The sequence below is a fragment of the Segatella buccae ATCC 33574 genome, from assembly GCF_000184945.1.
GTDB lineage: Bacteria > Bacteroidota > Bacteroidia > Bacteroidales > Bacteroidaceae > Prevotella > Prevotella buccae.
On record NZ_GL586311.1, the window covers coordinates 3,138,197 to 3,150,064 of the forward strand.

An 11,868-nucleotide genomic window follows, 5' to 3' on the forward strand; every position below is an offset into this window, starting at 1 on the left:
ATAAAGATAACACGAAAAGGCCGGAATCCCGCGCGGGATTCCGGCCTTTTTGTGTCCTCCGGTCTGTGTCGTTGGGGCTAATGCCGTGTTGCTTTTATGGCGGTGACGGGCACGGACCGTTCTATTTGATGCCCATGTTGTAGAAAATAAAACCGTAGATGTCGGCTTGTTCCTCCAACCGTTTGCCCATCGGTTTGCCGCTGCCGTGGCCGGCTTTGGTGTCGATGCGGATAAGCGTGGGGCGCGTGCCGTCGTTGCAGGCTTGCAGAGTGGCGGCAAACTTGAAGCTGTGGGCCGGCACCACGCGGTCGTCATGGTCGGCTGTGGTGATGAGTGTGGCCGGATAGCGGATGCCCGGGCGCAGGTTGTGCAGCGGAGAGTAGCCCCGGAGGTAGTCGAACATCTCCTTGGAGTCTTCGCTCGTGCCGTAGTCGGAAGCCCAGTTCCAGCCGATGGTGAACTTGTGGTAGCGCAGCATGTCCATCACACCCACCTGTGGCACGGCCACACGAAAGAGGTCGGGGCGTTGCGTCATGCAGGCCCCTACGAGCAGTCCGCCGTTGCTGCCCCCGTTGATGGCCAGATGGTCGCTGTCGGTATAGCGGTTGGCGATGAGCCATTCGGCCGCCCCGATGAAGTCATCAAACACGTTCTGCTTCTTCATCTTCGTGCCGGCCAAGTGCCATTCCTCTCCATACTCGCTGCCACCGCGCAGATTTGCCACCACATAGATGCCACCCCGTTCGAGGAAGGGGATGCGTGTGGCGGCGAAATAGGGTGTCAGGGCAATGTTGAAACCACCGTAGCCGTAGAGCAGCAGCGGATTGCGCCCGTTGCGCTTCATGCCTTTCCGGTAGGTGATAAAGAGCGGAATGCGCGTGCCGTCCTTGCTGGTGAAGAAGTGCTGTTCGCTCACGTAGTCTGCCGGATTGAAGTTCACCTTCGGCGAAGAGTAACGTGTGCTGCGGTTGGTGGCCGGATCGTAGCGGTAGACGGTTCCGGGTGTGGAGTAGGAGCTGAACGAATAGAACACGTCCGGCAGGTCTTTGTCACCGCTGAAGCCCGCATTGCCCACGCCCGGCAGAGCGATCTCACCCATTCTCCTGCCGTCGAGGGCGTAGAGATAGGCATGACTGCAAGCGTCTTTCATGTAGGAGAGTATCATTTTGCCCGCAGTGAAGGTCACCCCTTCGAGCACATCGCCGCTCTCGGGCACCAGTTCCTGCCAGTCGGCGAAGCCCGGGCGGTCGATGTCGGCCACCATGAGACGGTTGCGCGGTGCGCCGTCGTTGGTGAGCAGGTATATTTTCCGTCCTATGGTCTCTACCGGCGAGTATTGCAGTTCCATGTTGGCCGTCATCCGGATAAACTGTGCGTCGGGCTTCGTGAGGTCTCTCACGTAGAGGTTGTTTCCGGCTCCTGCCCCGCTCTCATAGAGGAACATCATGGTTTCCTCCTCGTTCACGCTCACGCTGTAGAAGCGCATCGGGTAGGCCGGATTCTGGTAGAACAGCCGGTCTTCGCTCTGCGGTGTGCCCAGTTTGTGGTAGTATATCTTGTGGGTGGCGTTCACATTGCTGTATTCTTTGCCTTTCGTGGGCGCATCGTAGGCACTGTAATAGAAGCCGTCGCCCTGCCACGCTGCCCCCGAGAACTTGGCCCACTCGATGTGGTCGTCAAGCAGGCGGCCCGTGACGGCATCCATCACGTAGAACTCCTGCCAGTCGCTGCCGCTGCGCGAGATGCTGTAAGCGGCATATTTGCCGTCGTTGGAGAAGGAAAGTCCCGTCAGTGCCACCGTCCCGTCGGCCGACAGCTTGTTGGGGTCGAGGAACACACGGGCGTTGCGTTCGTCTCCCGGACGATCCATCACGTAGAGCACGCTTTGGTTTTGCAATCCGTCGTTCTTGTAGAAATACCACTTCTTGTTCTTCTTGTTGAATGTAGGTAGGCCTATCTTCTCATAGTCAGACACTTCTTTGAGTCTCTTCAACAGTTTCTCCCGCATCGGAATGCGCTTGAGGTAGGCCTGTGTGAGTTTGTTTTCGGCCTCCACCCATGCAGCTGTCCGGGCCGACGTGTCATTCTCCAACCATCGGTAGGGGTCGGCCACTTGTTCTCCGAAATAGGTGTCTACGGTGTTTTCACGCGGTGTGTCGGGATAAGTTATTTTCTGTGCCAAGGCCCCCGAGACGGTGAGCATGGCCATACCGACGATCATTTCTCTTTTCATGTGGTTGTTTGATATTTGGGTCATTCTAATTGGTTTCACTTTCCGTCCTGTCTCCGGCAGGGAGACGGGAAGACACTATCTTCCATCCGTCGATGCAACGCTTCTGCAACGAGAAGTTCACACCTATCTCGTAAAGTCGGCGGCTGTCTAAGGCAAAAGGGCGGGTATAGCCATTCTCCTCTATCTGCCGGAGCGCGTCTTCCGGTGTGCCGTCGAGTTCGAATTCAAGGATGTAAATTTAGACGAGCAACTTATATCCGATACCGCGCACATTGACAATCCGGATGCTGTCGTCTTTTGCAAGTTTGTGGCGCAGCTTGGTGATGAACACTTGCAGACTGCGGGCGTTGAAGAAACTGTCATCTCCCCACAGCTTGAGTAGGATGTCTTGCGTCTCCACCACGTCGTTGCGTCTTTCCGCCAACATGCGGAGCAGTTCGGTCTCGCGGTGGGAGAGAAGCACAGTCTGCCCGGCGAAGAGCAGTTGCTGCCTCACGGCATCCAGCCGGTAGCGGCTTATCCCAATGGTGGGCGAGGGAACAACAGGCCGGTCTTCCGGCCGATAGCGGGCTGCGCGGCCCATGAGAGCACGGAGTCGCACGATAAGCTCCTGCATGCCGAAAGGTTTTTTCAGGTAGTCATTGGCACCGAGTTCAAATCCTTTCACCACATCCTCCACCGAAGAACGGGCCGTGAGGAATAGCACCGGCGTGTGACTGTCGACACGGCGGATGCGCCTCACCAGTTCGAAGCCGTCCATGTGCGGCATCATCACGTCGGCCACGAGCACGTCGGGCTTTCGGGCGAGGAAGAGTCGTAACGCCTCCTCTCCGTCGGCTGCCGGCGTGATGTTAAAATCCTGTGCGTCGAGCGTGTCTTTGATAATCATGGCCAAGGTCTGTTCGTCTTCAGCCAGCAATACGCTTATCTTCCGATTCTTTGTCATGGTGTCTTGAAATTGAGTGTAAAGGTGGTTCCCCGTCCGGGAGTGCTCTCCACGGCGATAGTCCCGCCCATGTGTTCCATTAGGCTTTTGGCATAGTACAAGCCCAGTCCGTAGCCCTGCACGTCTTGTCGGTCGCCTTGGTGTACGCGGTAGAACTTATCAAACAGATAGGGCAACTGTGCGCTGTCGATGCCTATGCCGTTGTCGCCCACTGAGATGCACCCTTCCGTGCAGACGATGCGGATGGTCACCGACGGTCCGGAGTATTTCACGGCATTGTCGATAAGATTGCCGATAATATGCTGGAGATGGCTCCGGTCGGCCCACACGGCGGCACTGGCAGGTTCGGTCACCAGTTCTATATCGACAGCCTTGTCTGCTTTCAGCCTGTATGTTGCTATCATGGGACGCACGAGCGGTTCCAACTCCACCCGCTCCATTTCGAGCGTGAGGGTTTTGCGTCGTTCCATGCTCATGGCCAATATTTGCTCTACCAATCCACCGAGTTTTTCAAGCTGTTGGCGGCCTATCTGCAAATACTCCCGTTGCTTCTCGCGGCTGATGCCCTCATTGAAGTTGAGCAGTGCATCATTGGCAGCATAGGCCACGGCAATGGGTGTTTTCAGTTCGTGCGTCATGTTGTTGGTGAAGTCGCTTTTCATCTCGTCAAGTGTTTTCTGCTTCATGATGGTGTGTATCAGAAACCAGAACACGAGGACGATTATTGCAAGAATGACAAGCGAAGTGGCTAAAATGCCGCTCATCTGACGCAGCACCACGAGTCTCGTCGTCGGCATCACGAGCAAGTAGCTGCGGCTGTCGGTGAGGTCGGCATCGTAGCGGTAATCTATCGCCGGCCCTGCAATCGGCTGTCCTATGACGGCGAGGGTATCGGTGAAGGTGGTGGTATCGGGATAGACCGTATAATGGTGGAGGAAGCAGAGGCGGTGGGGGGAGTCAACACCCAGTTCGTGTAACCGCTTGGTGAGGAGTTGGTCGGCATACTTCACGTCGGTTTCGCTTACAGCATCAAGCCCCGAGTGCAGTCCGCGTTGCATGTAGACGGCCAGTTGCTGCATATCCTTCTGCTCCTTGAGTATGGTCGACAGATTGTCATTGGCCACCAGTCCGGCCTGCGCGGAGTCGGTCTCACGCACGTCAGTCCGCTTGGTCTCGGTGTCATAGACGATGGCCGCCTTTCCCTTCTGTCTTAGTATGCGCCGCAGTTTTCTCCTGACCATGTTGCCGGTGTCACTCTTGACCGTGGTCCGACTGGTGGCCGTGCCCGTCCCTCCATGCACTTTGTAGTCGGCCGAAAACTCCACCGTGCCATGTTCGGCATGTTTCCGTTTGCGCAGCATCTCCACCCGATGCAACATCTCTCCGTAGTCGGCCATGCGCAGTGCTTCCCGGATGTCGCTCTGCATTTTGGCTTGCATGGTGGTGTAAAGCCCCGCCAGCCAGTATACCTGGTAGGCAAAGATGGCTATCAGGGTCGCGATGACGGGCAATGCGATGTATTTCAAGGACAGTTTCATGCAACAAAGATAATGCTTTTTCGTCATGTCCGTTCAATATGATAAGACTAAATAACATTTCTGTTAAGACTATATAAGCGGCATTTTGCCTACACACGACTGAAAATATCTACTTTTGCAAGTGTCAAGTATAACCTAAGAAAAATGTGATGAAAAATCTCTTGTTGCTGATAGTTTTTCTTCCGGCATGGGGAAATGCCTGTGCCCAGACAGCCGACTCGCTGCGCATGGACAGTGTCATGTACTCGCTGCCCGAGGTGATGGTGAGCGGCGAGCGCCCCATGGTGAAGGCCGAAGGGGGCGCATTGGTCTACGACCTGCCACACATGGTGGAGAAGAAGGGTGTGACCAATATATTCGACGCGTTGAAAGAGCTGCCCGGCGTGACCGTGAGAGACGGTGTTTTGTTGCTCTCGGGGCAACAGGTGAATGTGATGCTCGACGGCACGCCAAGCAGCATGACCGTCACGCAGCTTATGGCTCTGCTGCGCTCGCTGCCCGTAGGGCGCATGGAGCGTGTTGAGGTGATGTACACGGTGCCGGCCAAGTATCAGGTGCGGGGAGCACTCATCAACATCGTGCTCAAACATCGACCGGATGGTGGGGCGGCTTTGCAGGGTGAAACAAACCTCGCATGGAACCAGACGCATCATGCCCGATATGGCGAGCGTGCCTCCTTGCTCTATCAACGGGGACGGTGGTCGGCCGACTTGATGTACCGGCACGGTCATGGGCGGGATTTCGATGTAACTGATGAGACATCCCTCCACACCCTTGCCGACGGCACCCGCCATGACATCGCCACTCATGAGGAGTCGCGAAGGAAGTTCCACGACGACAGCTACCGGCTCGGCATCGACTATACCTTTGCCGAACACCATCGGGTGGACTTCGTCTATAATGGCAATATCGAGAGCAATCGCACTCAGCAAGAGGTTTCGGGCTCCGTGGAAGCCCTGTTTCATATCCACTCACCGGAACGGCTCCACAATCTTCGACTCGACTACGAAGCGCCTTTCGGTTTCAAGGCCGGGGCCGAGCTCACCTGTTTCCGCAATCCTGAAGAGCAGTGGATTGACAGTCGGCTGCCCACAGGGCAAATCAACCATGAGATCAACAACAACCAGCGCATCAACCGATGGCGGCTGTCTCTCTCACAGGAACACACGCTCGGCCACGGCTGGCAATTGAACTACGGCACCATCTACACCACCAGTCGCGACAACAGCAGGCAGATAACGGATGCGACCGAAAACATCATAAGCCGATGTGAAGACAACATCAACGTCTACGGGGGCATCAACCGCAATTTCTCCAAGAAACTGACGATGGAGGTTTCGTTGGCAGCCGAATACTACCACACGCCGCTATGGCATCAATGGGATCTTTTCCCCACACTCAATCTCACGTGGTTGCCTGCCACGGGGCATGTGATACAGATGGGTGTGAGCAGCGACAAGCGCTATCCCCAATATTGGACGATGAACAACTTCGTGACCTATTCCAATGGCGGCTACAATGAGATAGTGGGTAATCCGGGGCTACGCCCGTCGGTGAAGTATCGGGCACAGTTTGTCTATGTGCTTCACAGCAAGTATCAGATGGTGGCATGGTATGCCCATTGCAAGGACTACTTTGTGCAGACTCCCTACCAGCGATCCGATCGGCTCACCATACAGTATCAGTATCTGAACTTCAACTATCAGCGCCAGGCGGGCATACAAGCCTCCGCGCCCTTCAAGCCTTGGGGATGGTGGGATGCTCGCCTGACACTCATTGGAGTGTGGATGCAGGAGCGCGACGACGATTTCTACGACCTTTCCTTCAATCGGAGCATAGCCTATGGGATGACTACGATGCACAACACGTTCATGCTAGCCCGCCATCCCGAGCTCACGCTCTCTGTCGATGGGATGATACGCTCGAAAGCCCATCAAGCCACCTACGACCTGCCCCCTTCGGGCAATCTCGACCTCAGTCTGCGTTGTCGGTTTTGGAAGAAGCGGGCCGCCTTGCGGCTATTCTGCAACGACCTCTTCGAGACAGGAGGAATCAATCCGCGGATAGACTATCGCGGTCAGCATCTCACCATGACTTTTGCCTGCTACCGTGAGCTGGGCCTCTCGTTCACCTACACCTTCGGAGGCTTCAAGGAGCGCAGCCGTGAGGAGATAGACACTTCACGATTCGGAAAGTGAGAAACGGTGAAGCCGCCAAAAGGACTCCCCATGGACAAATGTCTTGCCACGGGGAGGCCTTTTTACATCCCATCTGCTCAGTCGCGTCATTCCACGACTATCACCAGTCACCCTTAAAGTGTTGGAAATCAAGATTTTATTATTGTCCCGGATGATCAAATTGAGAATTTCCGTTTGGAGATTTGAGAATTTCTGTTTGGAGATTTGAGAATTTTTGTTTAGTTTTGTAACAGATTATTTATCATGGGCAATATGTATAAAAGGTATCATTTCAATTTGGTTAAATCACGTTTGGAAGAACCACGGAGGTTTATCCAAGCGATAGTCGGGCCTCGGCAGATAGGCAAGTCGACCGTGGTAAGGCAGGTGTTGGAGGAAATACATATTCCTTACACCTTTGAGTCGGCTGATGCCGTAGACCCTAAAGACCGCGGATGGATCGCCGATCTGTGGGAGTCGGCTCGTTCACGGATGAAATATGGCGGTTTTGAGGAATATCTTTTAGTGATCGACGAGATTCACAAGATTGACGATTGGAGCAATCTGGTGAAAAAAGAATGGGACGTGGATACTTTTCATGGCATCCGCCTGAAAGTAGTGGTGCTCGGTTCTTCTCGATTGCTTCTCAAGTCAGGGCTCAATGAGTCGCTTGCAGGTCGGTTTGAATTGATTCGCATGACCCACTGGAGCTATCAGGAAATGCGTGATGCCTTCGGTTTCACATTAGAGCAATATATCTATTTTGGTGGCTATCCGGGCAGTGCTCCACTCATAGGTGACGAGCCGAGATGGCTCGGCTACATGCGCGATGCCATAGTCAACCCCTCCATCGAGAAGGACGTGTTGCAGACAAAGGTTATCTATAAGCCTGCACTCATGAGGCAGATGTTTGAGCTGGGGTGCAGCTATGCGGGGGAAGAACTCTCGCTCAACAAGATGCTCGGTCAGTTGCAGGATGCCGGCAACGTGACCACACTTGCCAGTTACTTGGAAACTCTGTCTGAAGCGGAGCTGCTTTGTGGAATGAGGAAGTATGCCAACGATCAGGCACGCAAGTATAATTCCATCCCTAAACTGATGACCTACAATTCCGCGCTGTTCACCGTCAACTCGGGTAGGGGCTTTGCCCACGAGTTAGTCACTCCGAAGAGATGGGGACGCTGGGTGGAAACAGCCATCGGCGCCCAACTGCTCTGCCATGCCGAGGAGGATAACTATAAGGTGTATTACTGGCGGGAAAACTCGCAGGAAGTGGATTTCGTCCTGCAAAAGGGTGACAGTCTCGTGGCTATCGAGGTAAAAAGTGGACGAAGGACGATGAACAGCGGACTCTCCACGTTTCGTGACAAGTTTCATCCTACCACTTCGATGGTTGTCGGCACAGGCGGCGTACCATTGGATGAGTTTCTGCAGGTAGGGGTGGAGAAGCTGTTCTAATGACTCTCGGGACGGCCTTTCAAGGCGTATGAGCAGGCTATCTGATCAGTTCCACCATCACTGCATCGCTCACATAGAGCCCCTTGCGCGTGAGTGAAAGGCTGCGGCCGTCGGTTTGCAGCAAGCCGAGAGCAAGCTGATTTTGGGCCTGTTGCATCATGTAGCCGTAAAGGGCGGGGCCGAACTCGGCACGCATGGCATCGAGGGCGATGCCCTCCCGGGTGCGCAGAGCGGTGGTGATGAGGTCGTTGTAGCGCGTGGTGAGGTCGAGCTTCTCGCTCTCCGATGGCAGCCGGCCGGCCTCGATGGCTTCAAGATAGGCCTGCAGGTTGTCCACATTCCACGAGCGCGCGGTGCCCGAATAGCTGTGGGCGGAAGCCCCGAGACCCACATAGGGCACCCCGTGCCAATAGCTTGAGTTGTGGCGGCTGCGGTGGCCGGGCAGCGCAAAGTTGCTTATCTCGTAGTGCTCGTAGCCGGCGGTGGTGAGCCGGTCGATGAGCATGTCATACATGTGCAGCGAAACGTCTTCGTCGATTTCCTCCACTTCGCCCCGTGTGAGCATACGGTGGAGTGGTGTGCCCTCCTCATACATGAGACTGTAGGCCGAGAGGTGTTCGGGGTGGAGCAGCAAGGCGTTGTCGATGTCGGTCTGCCAGTCGGCCGGTGTCTCTCCGGGGAAGCCGAACATGAGGTCGAGACTGATGTTGCGGATGTCGGCCCGGCGCAACCGCTCTACGGCTGTGACCACCTCGGCAGCCGAATGGCGTCGGTGGAGGAAGCGCAGTCGCGCGTCGCTGAACGTTTGGGCCCCCATTGACACGCGGTTTACGGGCAGTCGGGCAAGCGCGTGGCAGAAGTCATCGGTCACGTCGTCGGGGTTGCATTCCAGCGTGATTTCTCCCTCGCAGGGGCCGTACACCTTATATATATAGTCGAACACGCGTCCCAGCAGTTCGCCGCCGAGCGTGCTCGGGGTGCCCCCGCCGAGGTAGATGGTGTCCGGAGGGCCCGGCATCTCCCCCCGCCGCATCTCCATCTCGCGGCAGAGCGCGTCGGCATACCGCCTGCGTAGTCCGGTCCGGGTGGTGCTGTAAAAGCCGCAATAGATGCAGCGGCTCTCGCAAAAGGGGATGTGAATGTAAAGTCCTGCCATGCCAAATGTGTGTTCGCACGTGCAAAAATACTAATTTGTTTTAAAAAAAACGGCTTTTGGCAACGATTGTTTTGTCGGTTTGACAAAAATAACTATCTTAGACGGCAGATTCGGCAGACAGCCGGTTCATCCCTTTTTAGGCTAATATTATTCACACTTTAAATCTATAACGTTATGAGAGTATATCAGACTAACGAGATTAAGAACATCGCGCTTATTGGCAGTGCGGGCAGCGGCAAGACGACCCTTGCCGAAAGTATGTTGTTTGAAGCCGGTCTCATCAAGCGCCGCGGCTCCATCGAAGCCAAAAACACGGTGAGCGACTATTTCCCCGTTGAGTTGGAATACGGCTACTCGGTGTTCCCCACGGTCTTCCATGTGGAGTGGAACAACAAGAAACTCAACATTATCGACTGCCCGGGCTCTGACGACTTTGTGGGTGGCACCATCACTTCGCTCAACGTGACCGACCAGGCCGTGGTGCTCATCAACGGGCAGTACGGGCCCGAAGTGGGCACGCAAAACTGCTTCCGCTACACCGAGAAGTTGAAGAAGCCGGTGATATTCCTCATCAATCAGCTTGACAGCGACAAGTGCGACTTCGATACCATCATTGCCTCGATGAAGGACATCTATGGGTCGAAGTGCGTGCAGATACAATATCCCGTGCAGACGGGGCCGGGCTTCAACGCACTCATCGACGTGCTCCTGCTCAAGAAATACACGTGGAAGCCGGAGGGCGGCGCGCCCGTCATCGAAGACATCCCGGCCGAAGAGATGGACAAGGCCATGGAATTGCACCGCGCGTTGGTGGAGGCTGCGGCCGAGAATGACGAGGAACTGATGGAGAAGTTCTTCGAGAGCGAGTCGCTCACCGAGGACGAACTGCGTGAGGGCATCCGCAAAGGGCTCGTCACGCGGAGCATCTTCCCCGTGTTCTGCGTGTGTGCAGGCAAAGACATGGGCGTGCGCCGGCTCATGGAGTTTCTGGGCAACGTGGTGCCGTTTGTGGACGAGATGCCCAAGGTACACAACACCCGGGGCGAGGAAGTGGCTGCCGATGTGGCCGGGCCCGAAAGCCTCTACTTCTTCAAGACGGGCATGGAGCCGCACATTGGCGAAGTGAGCTACTTCAAGGTGATGAGTGGATGCGTGAAACCGGGCGACGATCTGACCAATGCCGACCGCGGGTCGAAGGAGCGTATGGGCCAGATATACGCCTGCGCCGGGGCCAACCGCGTGCCCGTGGAACAGCTCAATGCGGGTGACATCGGTTGCACTGTGAAACTGAAAGACGTGAAGACGGGCAACGCCCTCAACGGTAAGGAGGTCGAGTGGCGTTATGATTTCATCAAATACCCCAACTCCAAATACTCCCGCTCCATCAAGGCTGCCAACGCGCAGGATATGGAGAAGCTCATGGCCGCCATACTCAAGATGAGGCAGGAAGACCCCACATGGGTGGTGGAAAACTCGAAAGAGCTGCGCCAGACCATCGTTCACGGGCAGGGCGAGTTCCATCTGCGCACGCTGAAATGGCGCTTGGAGAACAACGAGAAGCTGCAGGTGCAGTTTGGCGAACCGCGCATTCCTTACCGTGAGACCATCACCAAGAAGGCTCGTGCGGAATACCGCCACAAGAAACAGTCGGGAGGTGCCGGGCAGTTTGGCGAGGTACACCTCATCGTGGAACCCTACGCAGAGGGTATGCCCGATCCGACCAACTTCTCCTTCAACGGTCAGGAGTTTAAGATGAACATCAAGAGCCGCGAAGAGATCGACCTCGAATGGGGCGGCAAACTGGTGTTCCTCAACTCCGTGGTAGGCGGTGCCATCGACGCACGCTTCATGCCTGCCATCCTCAAGGGCGTGATGGACTGCATGGAGCACGGCCCGCTCACGGGCAGCTATGCCCGCGATGTGCGCGTCATCGTCTACGATGGCAAGATGCACCCCGTCGACTCCAACGAACTCTCGTTCATGCTCGCCGCCCGCCATGCCTTCTCCGATGCGTTCAAGAATGCCGGCCCGAAGATACTCGAGCCCATCTACGACTTGGAAGTGTTTGTCCCGTCCGACTTCATGGGCGATGTGATGAGCGACCTGCAAGGCCGTCGTGCCCTCATCATGGGCATGGACAGTGAGGCCGGCTACCAGAAGTTGCAGGCCAAGATTCCGCTCAAGGAACTGGCCAACTATTCCATCTCCCTCAGCTCGCTCACCGGCGGCCGTGCTTCGTTCACCACCAAGTTTGCCTCCTACGAGCTTGTGCCCACCGACATCCAGACCCGCCTCATCGCCGAGCATGAAGCCGAATTGGCTGCCGAGAAAGATGATTAAAATGTTATATCAGGAAAACA

Annotated in this window: 7 protein-coding genes and 1 pseudogene; 3 read left to right on the top strand and 5 right to left on the bottom strand. The window is 55.7% G+C overall.

Annotation, left to right across the window (positions count from 1 at the left end):
- Positions 1-121: 121 nt before the first annotated feature.
- The 4 genes and pseudogenes from HMPREF6485_RS12475 to HMPREF6485_RS12485 all read right to left on the bottom strand — a co-directional run bounded on the left by HMPREF6485_RS12475 (position 122) and on the right by HMPREF6485_RS12485 (position 4,744).
- Entirely contained in the window at positions 122-2,233 is a 2,112-nt protein-coding gene (locus HMPREF6485_RS12475) for a prolyl oligopeptidase family serine peptidase (RefSeq protein ID WP_044126455.1), read from the bottom strand.
- Positions 2,234-2,258: 25 nt separating this feature from the next.
- Positions 2,259-2,471, bottom strand: a pseudogene (locus HMPREF6485_RS14430) (PD-(D/E)XK nuclease domain-containing protein); the annotation flags it as partial.
- On the bottom strand, positions 2,472-3,179 hold the full coding sequence (locus HMPREF6485_RS12480; protein ID WP_004342831.1) for a response regulator transcription factor: 708 nt from the start codon (positions 3,177-3,179) through the stop codon (positions 2,472-2,474).
- Positions 3,176-4,744, bottom strand: coding sequence for a sensor histidine kinase (locus HMPREF6485_RS12485; RefSeq protein ID WP_004346931.1), 1,569 nt, complete (start codon positions 4,742-4,744; stop codon positions 3,176-3,178). Before HMPREF6485_RS12485 ends, HMPREF6485_RS12480 begins: the two co-directional genes overlap by 4 nt.
- A 122-nt stretch (positions 4,745-4,866) precedes the next feature.
- On the opposite strand from HMPREF6485_RS12485, the gene HMPREF6485_RS12490 reads away from it, so the two are divergent.
- On the top strand, positions 4,867-6,915 hold the full coding sequence (locus HMPREF6485_RS12490; RefSeq protein ID WP_004346932.1) for an outer membrane beta-barrel protein: 2,049 nt from the start codon (positions 4,867-4,869) through the stop codon (positions 6,913-6,915).
- 252 nt (positions 6,916-7,167) lie between these two features.
- Positions 7,168-8,352 (top strand): ATP-binding protein, encoded by a 1,185-nt coding sequence (locus tag HMPREF6485_RS12495; RefSeq protein ID WP_044126457.1) that lies wholly within the window; start codon positions 7,168-7,170, stop codon positions 8,350-8,352.
- 37 nt (positions 8,353-8,389) lie between these two features.
- Here the strand turns inward: HMPREF6485_RS12495 and hemW are convergent, their stop codons facing one another.
- Positions 8,390-9,508, bottom strand: coding sequence for a radical SAM family heme chaperone HemW (gene hemW / locus HMPREF6485_RS12500; protein WP_004346935.1), 1,119 nt, complete (start codon positions 9,506-9,508; stop codon positions 8,390-8,392).
- A gap of 174 nt (positions 9,509-9,682) precedes the next feature.
- On the opposite strand from hemW, the gene HMPREF6485_RS12505 reads away from it, so the two are divergent.
- Complete coding sequence (locus HMPREF6485_RS12505; protein ID WP_004346938.1) at positions 9,683-11,848, top strand: elongation factor G; 2,166 nt, start codon at positions 9,683-9,685, stop codon at positions 11,846-11,848.
- The last annotated feature ends 20 nt before the right edge of the window (positions 11,849-11,868 follow it).

What these genes read in the sequence shown, in the direction of transcription:
- hemW (WP_004346935.1), bottom strand. Translation starts at nt 9,508, where the DNA reads ATGGCAGGACTTTACATTCACATCCCCTTTTGCGAGAGCCGCTGCATC.
- HMPREF6485_RS12495 (WP_044126457.1), top strand. Translation starts at nt 7,168, where the DNA reads ATGTATAAAAGGTATCATTTCAATTTGGTTAAATCACGTTTGGAAGAA.
- HMPREF6485_RS12485 (WP_004346931.1), bottom strand. Translation starts at nt 4,744, where the DNA reads ATGACGAAAAAGCATTATCTTTGTTGCATGAAACTGTCCTTGAAATAC.
- HMPREF6485_RS12475 (WP_044126455.1), bottom strand. Translation starts at nt 2,233, where the DNA reads ATGAAAAGAGAAATGATCGTCGGTATGGCCATGCTCACCGTCTCGGGG.
- HMPREF6485_RS12480 (WP_004342831.1), bottom strand. Translation starts at nt 3,179, where the DNA reads ATGACAAAGAATCGGAAGATAAGCGTATTGCTGGCTGAAGACGAACAG.
- HMPREF6485_RS12505 (WP_004346938.1), top strand. Translation starts at nt 9,683, where the DNA reads ATGAGAGTATATCAGACTAACGAGATTAAGAACATCGCGCTTATTGGC.
- HMPREF6485_RS12490 (WP_004346932.1), top strand. Translation starts at nt 4,867, where the DNA reads ATGAAAAATCTCTTGTTGCTGATAGTTTTTCTTCCGGCATGGGGAAAT.